General features: G+C 53.9%; 8 protein-coding genes. 4 read left to right on the forward strand and 4 right to left on the reverse strand.

The features are described from left to right. Positions 1-57 precede the first annotated feature (57 nt). Genes porQ through FW415_RS09960 form a run of 3 tightly spaced genes read left to right on the forward strand, consistent with a single transcriptional unit; the run spans position 58 to position 3612 of the window. Positions 58-1134 (forward strand): type IX secretion system protein PorQ, encoded by a 1077-nt coding sequence (porQ, locus tag FW415_RS09950; protein WP_168208751.1) that lies wholly within the window; start codon positions 58-60, stop codon positions 1132-1134. Positions 1135-1149: 15 nt separating this feature from the next. Beyond that, positions 1150-1920: an ABC transporter ATP-binding protein gene (locus FW415_RS09955; RefSeq protein WP_148384329.1), complete on the forward strand. Its 771-nt coding sequence runs from the start codon at positions 1150-1152 to the stop codon at positions 1918-1920. Between the two features lie 9 nt (positions 1921-1929). Next, positions 1930-3612: a hypothetical protein gene (locus tag FW415_RS09960; protein ID WP_148384331.1), complete on the forward strand. Its 1683-nt coding sequence runs from the start codon at positions 1930-1932 to the stop codon at positions 3610-3612. A gap of 122 nt (positions 3613-3734) precedes the next feature. On the opposite strand, the gene FW415_RS09965 is transcribed toward FW415_RS09960, so the two are convergent. The 4 genes from FW415_RS09965 to ahcY all read right to left on the reverse strand — a co-directional run bounded on the left by FW415_RS09965 (position 3735) and on the right by ahcY (position 7350). Then, the gene (locus FW415_RS09965; protein WP_148384333.1) at positions 3735-4466 is read right to left on the reverse strand and encodes a pyridoxine 5'-phosphate synthase; all 732 of its coding nucleotides are present in this window, start codon (positions 4464-4466) and stop codon (positions 3735-3737) included. A 9-nt stretch (positions 4467-4475) separates the two neighbouring features. Further along, on the reverse strand, positions 4476-5204 hold the full coding sequence (locus tag FW415_RS09970; protein WP_148384335.1) for a DUF3307 domain-containing protein: 729 nt from the start codon (positions 5202-5204) through the stop codon (positions 4476-4478). A gap of 10 nt (positions 5205-5214) precedes the next feature. Further along, positions 5215-5844: a SatD family protein gene (locus FW415_RS09975; protein WP_148384337.1), complete on the reverse strand. Its 630-nt coding sequence runs from the start codon at positions 5842-5844 to the stop codon at positions 5215-5217. 177 nt (positions 5845-6021) lie between these two features. Then, the gene (gene ahcY, locus FW415_RS09980) at positions 6022-7350 is read right to left on the reverse strand and encodes an adenosylhomocysteinase (RefSeq protein ID WP_148384339.1); all 1329 of its coding nucleotides are present in this window, start codon (positions 7348-7350) and stop codon (positions 6022-6024) included. A gap of 373 nt (positions 7351-7723) precedes the next feature. Between ahcY and FW415_RS09985 the strand changes: the two genes are divergently transcribed. Further along, complete coding sequence (locus tag FW415_RS09985) at positions 7724-19678, forward strand: Calx-beta domain-containing protein (protein WP_148384341.1); 11955 nt, start codon at positions 7724-7726, stop codon at positions 19676-19678. Position 19679: the final 1 nt, after the last annotated feature.

Here is a 19679-nt window from a genome sequence, read left to right on the forward strand (position 1 = left end):
CGAACTGCTGAAATCCGCGGGACGATTCGTAATTTGTTGCCTGTAATCCATTCACTATTGTTCCGCAACCTGATCATATTATTATTGCTATCCGCTGCCGCCCGCGCACAGGTGCTGGGAGGCAGGAATGTATTTGCCTTTCTTGATCTTCCCGCTGCACCGCAGCTGACGGCCCTGGGCGGCGTGAACGTGAGCCAGCAGACGAATGACCTGTCCCTCTCCCTGCTGAACCCTGCTTTACTGCGGCCTTCCATGCATACGCATTTGCAGGTGAACTATGCCGGCTATTTTGCGGGCGTAAAATACAGCCATCTTGCAGCCGGTTACCATGTTCCCGCTTTGCAGACGACTTTTGCCACCAGCCTGCAGTATGTGGGCTATGGGGATATTCCGCATACCGATGCCGCCGGTAACGTACTGGGCTCCTTTCGCCCCGGCGATTTCGCATGGCAGGTTACGGCTTCGCGCAAATACCTGGAGAAATGGCATTACGGTATAAATCTTAAATATATCCGTTCCCGTTATCTCGAATACCGCTCTTCCGGCATTGCGGCCGATGTGGGGATCGCTTTCCAGGATACGGCACAGGGCTGGCAGGCGGGATTGGTGGCCCGTAATATGGGCACACAGTTTACAGCTTACGGCGGCAGCGTGCAGGAGCCGCTGCCATTCGATCTTCAACTGGGTATCTCGAAGCGGCTGCAGCATATACCATTGCAGCTGTCGGCCACCATCCATCATGCCTATCAGTTTGATATCCGTTATGCGGACCCGGACTTCGATGAAGGCACCGTGATCGAGAACGGTGATACGGTGAGAGCCGGCGGCGGTACGGTGGACAAGATATTCCGTCATTTTGTGCTGGCTGCGCAGTTTGATGTGGGAAAATATGTGGAGCTGACAGCCGCTTATAATCATTTGCGCCGGCGGGAGCTGGCGTTGCCGGACCAGCAGGGGATGAGCGGTTTCTCCTTCGGTGTGGGCGTGGTCGTCAACAAACTGCAGCTGCGGTTTGCACGGTCGTGGTACCAGCGCACAACCGCATTCAATCATCTTGGCATCAGCCTGCCGCTGAACCAGTGGATGGGAATGGGCCGGCTGGGTGAGCGGATCGGTTGGAAACAGGAACAGTAAAAACGACATCAATATATGGAACCTATTATCGCTATCAGAGGACTTCGGAAGAGTTACGGGGAGAAGCAGGTGCTGAAAGGCATTGATCTGGATGTATATCCCGGCCAGGTGATCGGGTACATTGGTCCGAATGGCGCCGGTAAATCCACTACGGTGAAGATACTGATAGGGCTGCTTGGTGATTTTGAAGGAGAGGTGAGCATACTCGGGCATGATCTCCGCGCGGATACGCTGGCCATTAAAAGCCAGATCGGTTATGTACCGGAGAATGCCGAGATCTATGAAGTGCTGACGCCGATGGAATATCTCTCCTTCATTGGGAAGCTTTACGGCATGGATGATAGTCTCATCGAAGAACGGGCGGTGCGGATGTTGCAGGCGTTCGGTCTGCTGGAGAACAAGGCTCAGCGGATGGACACCTTTTCGAAAGGCATGCGGCAGAAGGTGCTGATCATTTCGGGTTTGCTGCACGATCCGCAGATCGTGGTGCTGGATGAGCCATTGTCCGGCCTTGATGCCAATGCGGTGATCATCGTAAAAGAGATACTGTCGCTCCTCAAAAGAGAAGGGAAAACGATCTTTTACTGTTCGCATATGATGGACGTGGTAGAGAAGGTGTCTGACCGGATTGTGCTTATCAATGAAGGCAGTATTATGGCAGATGGTACTTTCGAGCAGCTGAAACAATCGGAAGCCGATACGCTGGAAAAGATCTTTGCCGATCTTACAGGGCGGCAGGACCTCTCCAATGTGGCCGATGCCTTCATTCATTCACCAGGCAAATAAACATCCCGCATGAATAAATTTTTTCTGGCGATCGTATCGTTGCTGAACCCCTTGTGGAAACGTGCAGGCGTTAACGTATCGCAGCTGCATGCCATTCTGCGGGCCAAGCTGATCATGGATGACCGCAGGCCTAATGCCTATACCCAGATGCAGCAGAAGAAAAAGAAGGAAATGAAGAACGGTTCCCTCGTGATGTTCCTGGTATCGCTGCTGATGGGGCTTTTTTATCTCTTCTTTTTTATTGTCAGCACAGATCTGCTGATGCAGCTGTTTATGTGGTTTTCCGTGTATATGGTAATGATGACCATCACCCTGATCTCGGATTTTACGAATGTGCTGATAGATGTGAAGGACAACTATGTTATTCTGCCGAGACCGGTGAATGACCGCACGGTAGTGGTATCGCGATTATTGCATATCATGATCCATATTTCCCGCATCATCCTGCCGCTGGCGTTGCCGGCCTTTGTGTTGCTGCTGGTGCGGGACGGAGCAATAGCTGCGTTATGGTTCGGCGTGCTGGTGCTGTTGTTGAGCGTCTTCGGTATCTTCCTGGTCAACACCATTTACCTCATTGCTTTGAAGCTGACCACACCGGAGCGTTTCAAGGAAGTGGTCAACTATGTGCAGATCATCTTTTCCGTGATCGTATTTGCCACCTATTACCTGGTTCCCCGGCTGTTGGAGCGGTCGCAGCTGGAAAGTGTGAACCTGCGGGATTATCCCTGGCTGAACGTGCTGCCCGTCTACTGGTTTGCGGGTGCCTGGGAGGCGGTGGTGAAGGGCGTGTACACCATGCCTTACCTGGTGTACCTCGCCCTGGTCTGGTGCGTTCCCGTTTTCAGCCTCTGGCTGGTCGTGCGGGTGTTTGCGCCAAGTTTCAACCGTAAGCTGGCGATGATCGGCGGCAGTGGGGGAGAAGCGGCACAGCCTGCCGTTACGGCAACGGGGAAAAGCCGTCCGAAATGGTACCGGCAGTTGGCGAAACGTGTGACCAGCGGGAGGGAGGAACAGCTGTCCTTTGAGCTGGTGTGGCTGATGACCGGCAGGATGCGGGATTTCAAGCTGAAAGTATATCCTTCCCTGGCTTATGTATTTGTGTTCTTCGCCTATTTTCTGCTGACGGGAAAGCATGGTTCTCCGGCTGAGGCCTGGAGCAGGCTGCCGGGTACCAATATGTTCATCTTCCTGATCTACGTCAGCAGTTTTGTATTCCTGACAGCGATCAATAATCTGATGTATTCAGACAGGTATAAGGCCGCCTGGGTATATTATGCGGCGCCGCTGTCTTCTCCCGGACAGTTGCTGATGGGGGCTTTCAAGGCCACGCTGGTGAAGTTTTTCATACCTTTTTACGTAGTGGTGGTGGTGTTTACGTTGTATGTCTGGGGGCCCCGGACCTTGCCGGACCTGGTGCTTGGTTTTGTGAACGTGGTACTGATCAATCTCTTTTTTGCGCTCATCTTCCTGCGAAAGCTGCCTTTCTCGGCGGAGCAGAATGTCAGGCAGAGTGCCGGTACCTTTATCAAAGGCCTGATGGTGCTTGTCATTCCCGGCGCTATCGGGATGGGGCATTATGCCGTTGCGGGGGAGATATGGCTGGTGGGGATCTTCGTCCTGCTATCCGCCGCTGCTTTTTACCTCTTGTACATGAAATACCGGGAAACCGCCTGGGCGCGCCTGGAAACATGATGCGAGCGGAGCGCAGCAGGGCGGTACCGGAAGCGATTCCGATGAGTCTCGGTGTTATGTAAAATGCTGTCAGGCGCCCGGATAGAACGGGCGGAAATTACTGCTGTTGTAATGTCATCGGTTTAATCCTGCAATTGCCTTTTATACAGCTGGATGGTATTTTCCAGCCCGAAGTACAATGCATCGCATACGAGCGCGTGGCCGATGGATACTTCCTTCAGTTGAGGGATGTGCAGCTTGAAGAAGCGCAGGTTATCCAGGTTCAGGTCGTGCCCCGCATTCAGCTCCAGGCCGATGGCGGTGGCTTCCTTTGCCGTGTTTTTGTAGTCATTGAACAGCTGGAGATTTTGCGGGCGGGTACGGGCATTGGTATATTCTTCCGCATAAGGGCCTGTATAAAGCTCTATCCTGTCCGCTCCGGCAGTTTTGGCCCCTTCCACTTTACTGACATCCGCATTCAGGAAAATAGAGACCCTGATGCCTGCTTTTCTGAGCGTTCCGATCACGTCTTTGAGGAAAGACTGGTATTGTATGGTATCCCAGCCGGTATTGGAGGTGATGGCATCCGGTGGGTCGGGGACGAGGGTGCATTGATGCGGTTTTACGTCCAGCACCAGGTCCATGAAATCCGGTGACGGATATCCTTCTATGTTGAATTCTGTCGTAACGATGGGCTTCAGGTCCCTTACATCCTGGTAACGGATGTGGCGCTCGTCCGGCCGGGGGTGTACGGTAATGCCATCTGCACCAAAACGTTCACAGTCCTTTGCCACCTGTATGATATCCGGCAGGTTGCCGCCGCGGGCATTACGCAGGGTGGCGAACTTGTTGATGTTAACACTCAGCTTAGTCATGCTGCAAAATTAACTAATTAAGAGGAGCTTTACCACCAGTCCGGTGAAGATGGATGCGGAGAAGCTCATGAGCGTGCCGATAAGCACATATTCCGTTTCCTTGCGGTTTTCGCTTTCTTTCAGATCATTGAAGCGCAGGATGGATTTTGCGGCGATGAGAAAACCGATGCCTTCGTAATGATCGGTAATGATGAAGGTAAGCACCAGGGCGCGTTCAAATATCCCGATCCATCTCCCGGCCTCACTGAGAGACGTTTTACTGTTGGAAAGCCGGGAATCCGCCACCTGGTTCCGCCAGCGGCGGGTGGCAAAACCAAGCAGGAATGCCACGGGCCAGATAACGGCGGCATAACCGAGCAGTATCACCCAGAAAGCATGGTTTTGCCAGAGGGCTTCGAAGAAGGGCAATATACTGCCCATATTGCCGGAAAATTGCACCCACAGCACGAGGATCACGAGCAGATGCAGCGCCTGGTCTATAATGAAATTCGGGGCATTGTCCTGCCGGTGCAATTTCCACCAGTCGATCAGAAAGTGAGTGACAGTAATGATCACGGGGATGAGCCATTGCTGCCACCAGCCGGTGAAGAGGTAGATCAGCGCGCCGTGAATGAGGCTGTGCAGGTACAGGTGAACAGACGAGGCTTTATGCCGCCGTTTATGTTGTATGAACCTGGTGGTTTGAAGGGCAAAGTCCCCTATAAGATGGGCGCAGAGCCATTTGATCAGTAGTAACATCCGGTATGGTTTAAAACATGGATGAAATATGTTGTTCGAACCTGTTCATGATCAGGGTGATCACCTGCCATCCGGCGGCCTGCAATCGCTGATGCACTGCGGGTTGTTTGATTTTCAGTTTTTTGGCTGCCTGGGCCTGGGTGAGGCCATTCAGTTGCTCAAGCACCGCTTCTGCCTGTAATACGCTCCAGCGCTCCAGCAGGAAAGATAATACCTGGCTGTGTATTTCCCATTCCTGGTTGATATTGGTATGGGGGGTAACAACAGAGATCAGCCCGTTCTTCTTTTTCAGTTCATCCAGGTACGGTCCTGAATGCTGGAAAGCGGTACCATCGGAGATAACAATATTCCTGGCGGAAAAGGTAATGTCGCCGGTGCCGATGGCCAGGCGGACCTTGAAATGCTCTTTCCGGAGCCGCGCCACGATGATCAGGCTGCCCAGCAGCGCCTGCCCTGGCTGTTCCGTCAATACCGCCTGAAAGCTGTCTCCCCGGAACTGTTCCGCCCGGAATCCGGTGTTCTTTGATTGGACCGCAGCAAACGCCTCATCCAGCGTTCGCTGTAAACGCTTGCGCTGAGAGGCTTTCAGCAGGGAAGATTGAATGATGTCCCCGGTAATAACGGCTGCTTGCTTTTTCATGGCTAATACAAATATAAGGCTTTAAGCTTATAATCACCCACTATAAGGCTATAACCTTATATTATACCATTATAAGGCTACAGGCTTATAATCACCCATTATAAGGCCACAGCCTTATAACACGAAAAGCAGCCCATCAGGACTGCTTTTCAGCGCATTTCGTTTATTCGTCAAATACTAGTAACGATAATATTCAGGTTTGAACGGGCCTTCTACCGGAATACCCAGGTAGCTGGATTGTGCCGGTGTCAGTTCATCCAGTTCCACACCGATCTTCTTCAGGTGCAGGCGGGCTACTTTTTCATCCAGATGTTTCGGCAGTACGTACACTTTGTTCTCGTAGTTGCCGGAGTTGGTCCAGAGTTCCAGCTGAGCCAGCGTCTGGTTGGTGAAAGAGTTGCTCATTACAAAGGAAGGGTGGCCGGTAGCGCAGCCCAGGTTTACCAGGCGGCCTTCTGCCAGCAGAATGACGTCTTTGCCATCGATAGTATATTTGTCAACCTGCGGTTTGATCTCCACTTTGCTATGGCCGTAATTGGTATTCAGCCAGGATACATCGATCTCGATATCAAAGTGGCCGATGTTGCACACGATCGCTTTGTCCTTCATCGCACGGAAGTGTTCGCCGGTGATGATATCGCGGCAACCGGTAGTGGTCACGATGATATCGGCCTCTTTTACAGCGTCTGTCATTTTCTTCACTTCATATCCTTCCATCGCAGCCTGCAACGCACAGATCGGATCGATCTCGGTAACGATCACCCTTGCGCCGGCGCCTGCCAGTGATTCGGCAGAACCTTTGCCCACATCGCCAAAACCTGCAACAACAGCTACCTTACCGGCGATCATCACGTCTGTAGCGCGACGGATCGCATCTACACAGGATTCGCGGCAACCGTACTTGTTATCGAACTTGGATTTGGTAACAGAATCATTGATATTGATAGCCGGCATCGGCAGGGTGCCGTTCTTCATTCTTTCATAAAGGCGGTGAACACCGGTAGTGGTTTCCTCGCTCAGGCCCTTGATATGCTGGATCAGCTCGGGGTAAGTGTCGAACACCATATTGGTCAGATCGCCACCATCGTCCAGGATCATGTTCAGGGGACGGTCTTCACTGCCGAAGAACAGGGTCTGCTCAATGCACCAGTTAAAATCTTCTTCGCTCAATCCTTTCCAGGCATATACCGGGATACCGGCAGCAGCTATTGCTGCAGCAGCATGGTCCTGTGTGGAGAAGATATTGCAGGAGCTCCACTGTACTTCCGCACCCAGGGCTACCAGGGTTTCGATCAGTACGGCAGTTTGAATTGTCATGTGCAGGCAGCCTGCTATACGCGCGCCTTTCAGCGGCTGGGATTTACCATATTCTTCGCGCAAAGCCATCAGGCCCGGCATCTCGGCTTCCGCCAACTCGATCTCCTTACGGCCCCACTCAGCCAAAGACATATCTTTTACTTTGTACTTGAGGCTAAAATCAATTTTTGACTTGGTAATTGTGGACATTCCTATTATTTTTTTGCAAATCTACCTTTATTTTGACTTTTGACATAATGCTTTCTGTCAAACATATCTTAATTATTCCCCACTCCCTTTTCTACATATTTACCTGATTTACATAGATAAAATATTATAATTATTATTTGCTATAATATTATAAATAATATACATTTGCTTATTGGGGACGTATATTGCAGTCGTTTACATATTATAATTAGACATTATTTAGAAGATAAGCACCTGCAACAGAAAGGTTTATAGATCAAAAAGAGAGGGAAAAAGGGGCTTTCGCCCATGCATCTATACCACGGGGAACAATTACCGGTATATAACGTCCACCGGCAACTTATAGTATGGAAGTCTGAAATTTGAAAAGATTATGTTAGTCCTATCCTATCCTAAGAAAAACAACATCCTGTTTTTATGGGCTGTTATCGTGGCCTCCTGCATCTTTGCACCCGCGGCCACCAAAGCACAGGCGCAATCAGTTACCATTAATCCGGATGGAGGGAACACATTGACCGATGGTCTGCGGATCACGATCACAGATACTTCCATACTCGTAAGAAGGAACGGGCTGGACCAGTTTAATCTTAGCGATACCATCCCCCGGCACGACCGCGGGCTGAAGATATACGCGATCCTGCAGCAGAAGTTCGATGTCAACACCATTAAAACCCCTACCTATCTGCAAGCCTGCGACATATCCGGGGTACATGGGGACGGAACGGCCGCCAACCCTTGGAAAGTAGCCACGCTGACCACCCTGCACAACCCCACCGGGGGGATCTATAACCTTACCACAGTATATACCTACACCAACGGAGATGACCACTATTTCGTTGATTTCTACGTCAGTGCGCATGAAAGACATCTGAGCGGCGGTGTAGGCGGACCATATTACCTGCATATCTATTTTTCAGAGCGCTCCTGGACGAACAACACCGACGAAGGAAAAGGGCTTGCGGAAGACATGGTACCCTGTGACGGAGATCCGTACTTCGATGATGAAGTGGATTTTGGCCTGACACCTGTCTGGGACCTGCCGCAAATGGTTGGCGTAGAGTGCGCAAGCGGCGATTGCTCCGGTGGTTTCGTCGGCGGGCATTATTTCAAGACAAACGGCGGGTTCACCTCCTACAAGGCCGGAGCCCCACAGGGCCGGGATACCAAGATCACCCCGGGCTACGAACTGGAATCGCAGATCAATACCATCGTGCAAAGCATGGGCGTAGCCGTGCATAAGACCATCGAAGTGGATGCCGTCAATCTCGGTAAAACAGAAAACTGGACGAAACGTTTCGCCATCGGTTTTGACAGAACGGAAATGGCAGCGCTGACCTTGCAGGAACCTCCGCACATATTGTATGAAGATTATGCCCAGCCTTCTCCTGTAGATTCTTCCAGCGCTACCATTGAATTATCCTCCGCCATATCCCAGGGGGATGAAGGGGAGGATACCCATGTGATCTCCGGCCTGACCCTGAATGTAAGCGGCGGGATGTTCAACGCCCCCCAGATCGCTTACCTCCGCGTGGTCACCACCGGCACCGGCACCGGCCACGCCGCCCCGGGGACGGATTATGAAGAATTGTACACACATGTGATCATCCCCGCGGAAAGTTATTTTACGCCGAAGCAAATACCGCTGGACAATATTCTCATCAAAGGGGATGGCATCGAAAATCCGGATAAAACCCTTACCGTAGAATTGCTGCCCACCTGCTCTCCTTACCTGGTACTGGGCGCGGTGCAATCCTCTGCCTACACCATCGTTGATGATGACGAGCACAAGATATTCGTAGAAGCGGCACAACCGACACTGGAAGAAGGGCAGACCATGAAAGTAAAAGTAAGGATGACAGGAGAGCTGCTGCCTGCACCGGTTACCGTGAACCTGTCCAAAGGCGGAACCTCTGAAGCCGAAGATGAAGACCATAGTGTGATACCCGCAACAGTGACCATCCCCGCGGGAGAACTGGAAGTGGAATTTGACCTCGAAGCCATTGGCGACAGGATACTGGAGCCTGACGAAACACTGGAGATCCATGCGATGGCCGTATTCGGTGCGGAAACAAAATATGGGGCGGATACCATTACCATCGTCGATACAACAAGGAATAACCCGGATAACAAGGTCATCCGTTTTATGACGACCGATATCCAGGAAAATATTGCCGGAACCTTCACAGCAAGCCTCCCGGATGATGTCAGCACAGAACTGCCGGTCGTCATCACCATGCCAGCAGGCCTGGCATCCGGATCTACCGCCAGCAGCGGGGATTTTACACTCCCTGTTTTCCCGGCTACGGTGACCATCGGTGCATTCAGCAGTACTGTTGATTTTACGGTAACAGCCAGGCGTGACAATACTATTGAACCGGATGAGACCGCACTTTTCAACGCCACCTCACCGGATTTTACCGTATTGCAGGGCAGCTTCGGGATCATAGATAATGAAGCCAATAAACAGATAACGATAACGTTCGATAATTCCACCATGAATGAAGGCGGTATTGTCAGAGCTACCGTTACGCTGCCATACCCAACCATGTATTCGCTGGATGTGGATCTGTCAAAAGACCCGTCTTCCGAAGCGGATGATGATGATTTTGCCTTCCAGAGCACCTCGGCAACGATCCCGCAATATGGCAACGAAGCAGATGTGTACCTGGATATCAATAATGATCTCTGGCTGGAGCTGGATGAAATACTGACCATTACGGGATCCTTCAAAGACTATACAATAGTGCCGGCGTCTGTAACAATAACAGATGAAACGCAATATCAGCCGGGGCTGACAGATTTCACGATCGAACCGCAGGGAGTTGATGTGCTGGAAGGGAACACCATCAGCATCAAAGTAAAACTGGCGCCGGATGTTTACAGCACCCAGCCCATCGTCATCAGCCTGGCCCAGGGCGAATGGAGCGGCGGCGGCATTGAAGCGTCTGACTACCAGATGCCGGCCACCGTGACCATTGATCCGGGTAATAACGAAGCTACCTTTGTATTGACCGCTGAAACGGATATGGTCATCGAGCAGATGGAACCACTGCATATTGCCGGCACCGCGGATATTATGGGCAACATCACTACACAACATGCCTTTATCGATATTCTTGATGCAACGGGTAACGACCCTGACAATAAAAAAATAGCCGTTACCTCCCCGCTTTCCGTAACAGAAGGAAGCACGCTGGCCGTTACCTTCAGCCTGCCCGCGGGCGTGGCCACTGCCGATCCTTTGGATATCAATATCGCCATTGTGCAGACAGGAGCAGGATATGCGGAAAGCGCGGATTTCAGCGGCGGTGTTCCCCCGGTAATCACTATCCCGGCAGGAGGAAATGCGGTGACATGGACGGCTGATCCGGCTATCGATGGCCTGACAGAAGGCACGGAACACCTCGTATTCCAGGCGACTAACTTTTCCGGTTATACGATAAATGACGGCAATACGATAGACATGGAGGTGCTCGACAATACCTCCGGCGGCTCGGCTACAGTAATAGAATTTACGACTACTCAAACCAATATAACGGAAGGGAATTTTGTTGTGGTGACTGCCGCATTGCAGTCCGGCAATGCTCCGGCAGATATCACCATCACGCTGGACAAATTGAGCGGTACTACCGCCGTTGATAATGATTTTTATGTAACACCTGCCACCATTACCATTCCCCAGGGCAGTTCTTCCGTTGCATTTGCACTTTCCGCGAATGCGGATGTTTATGTGGAGCAGGACGAAGTGCTGCATCTTGGCGGTGTCGCTGCCGGTTATACTTTTGAAGGCGTATTGTTGAACATCATCGATGCTACGCCCCGGGATATTACCCTTGTGCCGGATAATCCTTCAGATGCGCTTCAGGTAACAGAGAACGGAACGCTGCGGTTACGGGTGAAGCTGAATGATTATATGAGTACGGCGGAAGACCTGACCATACAACTCTCCCGCGGCACCGGCACTGATGCCGCGTTGCTCGCCACTGAATACGGGTTTCCAGCAACGGTGACCATTCCGGCAGGAGGGAATTATGTCGCATTTGACTTGGATGCCAATCCGGATAACGTGATAGAGTCAAATGAACTGTTGGAGATACTGGCTACGGCGGATATTTTTGGCGATATCAGAACAGCTACGCTGGATGTAAATATTATTGATGTTACCGGGCTGCTTCCTGCCAACAAGGTGATTACGGTAGCCGGCCCAGCCTCCGTTACCGAAGGAAGCAATGTTACCTTTACCTTCAGCCTACCTTCAGGCATCACCTCCGCTGAAGATATTGTGATCAGTCTTGCTGCCGGCACCGCTACACCCGCAACCAGCGCAACAGATTTCGATCCGGCCATTCCCGCTACGGTGACGATCCCGGCAGGAGCAGAGCATGTTGACCTGCAACTGGATGCGGATGCTGATGGTGTTATTGAACCGACTGAAAAACTGCAGCTGATCCCGTCTTCCACCGGATTTACCTTCACTGGAAATCTGGAACTGGATGTTATCGATAATGATCTCGCCGGAGCAACGATTGTGATTACTTCCGCTGCCGCAAATGTGACGGAGGGCGATGATGTTACCCTCACCGCCACTTTACAGGGAGGACTGACTGCCGGTAGCGATATTATTATTTCCCTATCCAGAGGAGCCGGATCAACGGCAGACGATAATGACCATGGAACACTGGGCACGATCACTATTCCCGCCCTCGGCTCCACTGGAACCGGGAGTTTTTCCACAGCGCTGGATGATCTGCTGGAATGGCCGGAAACGGTGAGCGTTGAAGGCTCCGCCACCGGGTTTACGGTAACGGGTACAACAGTAACGATCGATGACAAGAATGGAGCAACTGCCGCCAACAAGATATTTACGATAACACCGGAAGCACTTTCCATTGCGGAAGGCGGCAGCACCAAAGTGTGGATACGTCTCCCTTCCCCGCAGATCACACAGGAAGCGCTGACGATCAATTTACAGGCCGGCGGGCTGACCAGCGCCACACTTGCGGCAAGCGAATATGCTTTCCCGCCTTCGGTGACTATTCCTGCAGGCGAAAGTGAAATCTCTTTCGATCTGGATGCGTTGACGGATAATGTGATTGAACCGGTAGAACAGTTGGAGATCGAAGCCAGCGCCTCGGTGTATGGCACATCGGTTACAACCTCCGAACAGGTAGATATCACAGATAGTAATAATAAACTGATCACGCTCGGCGGTGCCACGAGCATTACGGAAGGCAGCAGCGGCACGATCACGTTCAGCCTCCCCGTTGGTATCACCACAGCGGAAGCGATCACGATCAGCCTGGCTCCCGGCACGGCGACACCTGCAGTATCGGCAGCAGACTTCAGTCCCGCTTTGCTCACTTCGGTAACGATCCCCGCGGGCGGCAATAACGTTGACCTACAGGTGAACCCCGCCGCCGACGGCATCCTGGAACCGACAGAAAAACTTCACCTGATCCCGACCGCCACGGGCTTTACTTTCAGCGCTGATGTAGAAGCAGATATCATCGACAACGACCACAGCGGCGCAACGATCGCGCTGAGCGCGTCCCAGTCCACGATCACGGAAGGCGGCGCGACCACAACGATCACGGCCACCCTGCAAGGCGGCCTTACCGCCGGCAGCGATATCACGCTGACACTGGGCAAGTCCGGCAGCTCCACAGCAGGCAACGGCGATCACAGCGCCCTTGGCACGATCACAATCCTCTCCGGCGAAACAAATGGCAGCACAACGATCAGCGCTACGATAGACGACATTCTGGAACGAGACGAGACGCTGATCCTGGAAGGCACCGCCACCGGCTTCACAGTGACCGGCACGACGCTGACGATCACAGACGCCAGCGGCCCGAAAACCTTGACGATGACCGCTGACGCTACAACGGTAACAGAAGGCAACACGGTGACCGTATGGCTTCGGCTGCCGACCAATATCACGACTTCTGAAGCGATCACGATACAGCTTGACCCTGGCCCCGGCACGGAAGCCACCGCCCCAGACTACGCCTTCCCTGCCTCGGTCACACTCCCGGTAAATGCCAACGAAGTCTCCTTTACGGTAACGGCCAACACAGATGATATCATAGAACCGGACGAACTGCTGGAACTGAGCGCAGAAGCTACGATCTTCGATGTACCGGCGAGCGCAACAGCATCGGTAGACATCATCGATGCCACCGGCACCGCCGCGAACAGAACGATCACGCTCAGCGGCGCTATAAGCATCACCGAAGGCAGCAGCGGCACGATCACGTTTAGCCTTCCTTCGGGTATCACCTCCACCGAAGATATTGTGATCAGTCTTGCAGTTGGCACGGCTACACCAGCAACCAGTGCAACAGATTTTGATCCTGCCATTCCGGCTACGGTGACGATCCCGGCAGGAACAGAGTATGTTGATCTGCAACTGGATGCGGATGCGGACGGCCTGCTGGAACCGATAGAAAAGCTTCACCTGATCCCGACCGCCACTGGCTTTACTTTCAGCGCTGATGTGGAAGCAGATATCATCGACAACGACCACAGCGGCGCAACGATCGCGCTGAGCGCGTCCCAGTCCACGATCACGGAAGGCGGCGCGACAACCACGATCACGGCCACCCTGCAAGGCGGCCTTACCGCCGGCAGCGATATCACGCTGACACTGGGCAAATCCGGCAGCTCCACCGCAGGCAACGGCGATCACAGCGCCCTTGGTACGATCACGATCCTCTCCGGCGAAACAAATGGCAGCACAACGATCAGCGCTACGATAGACGATATCCTTGAGCGTGACGAGACGCTGATCCTGGAAGGCACCGCCACGGGCTTCACGGTGACCGGCACGACGCTGACGATCACGGACGTCAGCGGCCCGAAAACCTTGACGATGACACCTGATGCCACAACGGTGACGGAAGGCAATACGGTCACGGTATGGCTTCGGCTGCCGACCAATATCACGACTTCTGAAGCGATCACAATACAGCTTGACCCTGGCCCCGGTACGGAAGCCGCAGGAACAGACTACGCTTTCCCTGCCACGGTCACGCTCCCGGTAAATGCTAATGAAGTCTCCTTTACGGTAACGGCCAACACAGATGATATCATAGAACCGAACGAACTGCTGGAACTGCTGGCAGAAGCCACGGTCTTCGATGTACCGGCGAGCGCAACAGCATCGGTAGACATCATCGACGCCACCGGCACGGCTGCAAACAGAATGATCACACTCGGCGGCGCAACAAGCATCACCGAAGGCAACAGCGGCACGATCACGTTCAGCCTCCCTTCAGGCATCACGACCGCGGAAGCGATCACGATCAGCCTGTCCACCGGCACAGCGACACCTGCAGTATCGGCCGCGGACTTCAGTCCTGCTTTGCTCACTACGGTAACGATCCCCGCAAACGGCAACAGCGGCAGCCTGCAAGTCAGTCCCACCGCCGACGGCATCCTGGAACCGACAGAAAAGCTTCACCTGATCCCGACCGCCACGGGCTTTACCTTCAGCGCTGATGTGGAAGCAGATATCATCGACAACGACCACAGCGGCGCAACGATCGCGCTGAGCGCGTCCCAGTCCACGATCACGGAAGGCGGCGCGACAACCACGATCACGGCCACCCTGCAAGGCGGCCTTACCGCCGGCAGCGATATCACGCTGACACTGGGCAAATCCGGCAGCTCCACCGCAGGCAACGGCGATCACAGCGCCCTTGGTACGATCACGATCCTCTCCGGCGAAACAAATGGCAGCACAACGATCAGCGCTACGATAGACGATATCCTTGAGCGTGACGAGACGCTGATCCTGGAAGGCACCGCCACGGGCTTCACGGTGACCGGCACGACGCTGACGATCACGGACGTCAGCGGCCCGAAAACCTTGACGATGACACCTGATGCCACAACGGTGACGGAAGGCAATACGGTCACGGTATGGCTTCGGCTGCCGACCAATATCACGACTTCAGAAGCAATCACGATACAACTAGACCCAGGCCCCGGCACGGAAGCCACCGCCACAGACTACGCCTTCCCTGCCTCGGTCACACTCCCGGTAAACGCCAACGAAGTCTCCTTTACGGTAACGGCCAACACAGATGATATCATAGAACCGGACGAACTGCTGGAACTGAGCGCAGAAGCCACGATCTTTGATGTACCAGCCAGCGCAGCCACTACAATAGACCTCGCAGACGCCACCGGCACCGCCGCAAACAGAACGATCACGCTCGGCGGCGCCACGAGCATTACAGAAGGCAACAGCGGCACGATCACATTCAGCCTCCCTTCAGGCATCACCACAGCGGAAGCGATCACGATCAGCCTGGCCACCGGCACAGCAACGCCTGCAGCCACTGCGGTAGACTTTAGTCCAGCTTTACCCAATACGATAACGATCCCTGCGAACGGCAACAGCGCAAGCTTGCAGGTGAACCCCACCGCCGATGGCCTGCTGGAACCGACAGAAAAGCTTCACCTGGTTCCGACAGCCACTGGCTTTACTTTCAGCGCTGATGTAGAAGCAGATATCATCGACAACGACCACAGCGGCGCAACGATCGCGCTGAGCGCGTCCCAGTCCACGATCACGGAAGGCGGCGCGACAACCACGATCACGGCCACCCTGCAAGGCGGCCTTACCGCCGGCAGCGATATCACGCTAACACTGAGCAAGTCCGGCAGCTCCACAGCAGGCAACGGGGATCACAGCGCCCTTGGCACGATCACGATCCTCTCCGGCGAAACAAATGGCAGCACAACGATCAGCGCTACGGCAGACGACATTCTGGAACGTGACGAGACCCTGATCCTGGAAGGCACCGCTACGGGCTTCACGGTGACCGGCACAACGCTGACGATTACGGACGCCAGCGGCCCGAAAACCTTGACGATGACACCTGATGCCACAACGGTGACGGAAGGCAATACGGTCACCGTATGGCTTCGGCTGCCCGCCAATATCACGACTTCTGAAGCGATCACGATACAACTAGACCCAGGCCCCGGCACGGAAGCCACCGCCACAGACTACGCCTTCCCTGCCACGGTCACACTCCCGGTAAATGCCAACGAAGTCTCCTTTACGGTAACGGCCAGCACAGACGATATCATAGAACCGGACGAACTGCTGGAACTGCTGGCAGAAGCCACGATCTTTGATGTACCAGCCAGCGCAGCCACTACAATAGACCTCGCAGACGCCACCGGCACCGCTGCAAACCGAACGATCACGCTCGGCGGCGCCACGAGCATTACCGAAGGCAGCAGCGGCACGATCACGTTCAGCCTCCCTTCAGGCATCACGACCGCGGAAGCGATCACGATCAACCTGTCCACCGGCACAACTACACCCGCTGTATCAGCAGCAGACTTCAGTCCCGCTCTGGGCACCACGGTCACGATCCCTGCAAACGGCAACAGCGGAAGCCTGCAGGTGAACCCCGCCGCCGACGGTGTAATTGAACCCGCGGAGAAACTGCACCTCCTGCCATCAGCTGCAGGATTTACGTTCAGTGGGGATGTGCTTATTGATATCCTTGATGAGAACCATAGCGGCACCATAACAATAACTTCCGCTCCAACAGCAATATTGGAAGCCGGGGCAGCAGCTGCCATCACGGTAAGCCTGCCGGGAGCATTGCTGGCCGGTAGTGATATTGAAGTGAGCATCAACCGCGGCGCATCTTCAACAGCAGCAGTAACGGACCACAGCACATTACCGGCCTCGGTGATCATTAAAGCCGGAGAACATGCCACTTCGTTTAACATCACCGCACCGGCAGATAATATCCTGGAATCCACGGAAACCCTCGTTATTGAAGGAACGGCCGCAGCTTACAGCGTAAGCTCCGCCACCCTGCAGATCGAGGACGCCACCCGCCTGGACCCCGCCAATACCCTGATCTCGCTGTCCCCGTCAAACAGCACCATCATGGAAGGCCATACGGCGCAGTTCTTTGTGAGCCTGCCTGCCGGTATCGTTTCCAGTACGCCGGTCGTCGTTAATATGTCCAAAACCGCAGCAGGTTCTACCGCTGCCGATACAGACCATACACAGATCCCGGCAGATATTACCATCCCTGCCATGGCCAGCAAAAGTGCGGATTTCAATATCTCCGCAGTGACCGACGGCATCATCGAACCGCAGGAAACATTACAGGTAGACGGTACAGTGCCAGCAGGGTTCACCTTCGCCGGCACTACGATCAATATCAACGATGCCACCGGCGCGAATCCGGCGAACCGGCAGATCACCATCACCATTGATGCTACGGTGTTGCACGAAGGCGCTTCCGGCAAAGTGACCTTTGCGCTGCCCTCCGGCATCACCACAGCAACGGCGATACCGCTGACGGTAACCGCAGACGCAGCTTATTCCGCAGTTGCCGCAGATTACACGCTTACACCCGCGAATATTGAGATCGCCGCAGGCGGCAACCAGACAGAAGTTGTGCTGCTGGCCGTGCAGGACAATACACCGGAAGCCACGGAAGAGCTGCACCTTGCCGCTACCGCCACAGGATTCACGATTATCCCCGGACAGCCGGTCACCATTCCCGGAGACGCAGCGCCCTCACTCACCGTAACGGCATTGAAAACAACCGATGCGGCAGAGCCCTCAGCAAATGGCCTGTTCACACTGCAACTGGCAGGCGGCGCCACCGCCCCGGCGGATATTGTTGTTCAATTCACCGTAGCAGGATCGGCCACCGCCGGAACCGACTATACCGCTTTATCCGGTCAGGCTGTGATCGCGGCAGGAGAAAACAGTGTAACCATCCCGGTTATCGTCCAGGATGATCTGCTGGTAGAAGGAGAGGAGACGATACTGCTTGCGGTGCAGTCCGCCGCATACGAGTTCCTCGGCAATCCGGTAAGCTGCACAGTAAACAACAGTAATGTGGCGATGAACATAGCGGACAATCCGGCTTACGACAGAAGTATCCGCATCGAAAAGATAGCAGACGCCGCAGAGCCCGCCACCCAGGGCAGCGCCCGCGTCCGCTTCAAGGGTAATATCACCGCTGCGGAACCGGTAACAGTTACTTACAGCATAGCAGGAACAGCCACCGGGGGAACGGACTATACCACCCTTTCCGGAACGGTCACCATTCCGGCAGGGGAGCAGGAAGTCCTGATAACGATCAGCCCGCTGGACGATAATATCCAGGAGGGAAATGAAACGGTGATACTGCAACTGACGGGAGCTTCATCCGCTGTTCCGGGCTGGACGCTGGCCGCACAGCAGGAAGTAACGATCAGTCTCGTGGATAATGATGTGGTGACCATGGAAGTGTTCGCCGCAGAAGAAGTGGCGGAAGGCGCTGTATTGCCGGTAACGTTGCGGGCATCGCAGCTGTCGCCCGTAGATATCCCGGTAACCATTTCCCTCCAGCATGATGCATTCAGGACTGTCAGCCCCAGCGTTCCGCAGAATGGCGCAACACTGACGGTCATATTGCCGGCCAATCAGCTGGAGATCAGCTTCAACATCGGCCTGGAAGATAACGAGACCAACGATGACGATGGATTTGTAAACCTGCACATTGAGCCGAAGCCCAGCGGCGGGAACCCATATGGCAAAGGCGCTAGGGGCCATACCGCTACCCGGATAACAGACAACGACCCGCTGGAGATCAGTTTCAGCAAGGATACGGTAAGGGTAATGGAAGGCCATTCCGGTACAACATCGATGACATTCACCATTGCGCTGAGCCGCCAGAGTACCCGCGGGATCACCCTGCACTATGCATTCGGCGATGCATTCGAAGGAGGAGGGGCAGACAGGGACCCGCAGCGCGCCAATCCGGGTGAAGATTATCATGCCCTGATCACCTCGCTGGTCATTCCGCCATTGCAGGATGAAGCCGATATCGTAGTGCCGGTATTCGGTGACGTGGGTGCCGAGGAAGATGAGTATTTCGCACTCAGGCTTAAAAATGCTACCGTCGTATCCGGACAGCACCTGCCTGCGATCGGTACGCGGAACATAGCCATTGGTGGTATCATGAACGATGATCTGGCCATCGATATGGAGATCAGGGTCAGCAATGCGCTGTCACCCAACGGTGATGGCAAAAACGATGTGATGATCATTGAGAATATAGAGAAGTACCCGCGCAACGAGATCGTGATCGTTAACCGCTGGGGTGGCACGATCTATAAAACAAGCAATTACAATAACCAGTCGAATAATTTCAAAGGCCGCTCCAACACAGGCGGCGGAACCGGGAATGATCTGCCGGACGGCTCTTATTTCTATATCCTGCATGTGTGGGACAGCAATGGTAAAATGCAGCGTCATACCGGCTATATCGTTTTGAAACATGCCAATTAAA

It is taken from the genome of Chitinophaga sp. XS-30 (genome assembly GCF_008086345.1).
Lineage (GTDB): Bacteria > Bacteroidota > Bacteroidia > Chitinophagales > Chitinophagaceae > Chitinophaga.

Bases quoted from the DNA above. Each gene is read 5' to 3' on its own strand.
- FW415_RS09955 (WP_148384329.1), top strand. From the start codon at position 1,150: ATGGAACCTATTATCGCTATCAGAGGACTTCGGAAGAGTTACGGGGAG.
- FW415_RS09960 (WP_148384331.1), top strand. From the start codon at position 1,930: ATGAATAAATTTTTTCTGGCGATCGTATCGTTGCTGAACCCCTTGTGG.
- FW415_RS09965 (WP_148384333.1), bottom strand. From the start codon at position 4,466: ATGACTAAGCTGAGTGTTAACATCAACAAGTTCGCCACCCTGCGTAAT.
- FW415_RS09970 (WP_148384335.1), bottom strand. From the start codon at position 5,204: ATGTTACTACTGATCAAATGGCTCTGCGCCCATCTTATAGGGGACTTT.
- FW415_RS09975 (WP_148384337.1), bottom strand. From the start codon at position 5,844: ATGAAAAAGCAAGCAGCCGTTATTACCGGGGACATCATTCAATCTTCC.
- ahcY (WP_148384339.1), bottom strand. From the start codon at position 7,350: ATGTCCACAATTACCAAGTCAAAAATTGATTTTAGCCTCAAGTACAAA.
- FW415_RS09985 (WP_148384341.1), top strand. From the start codon at position 7,724: ATGTTAGTCCTATCCTATCCTAAGAAAAACAACATCCTGTTTTTATGG.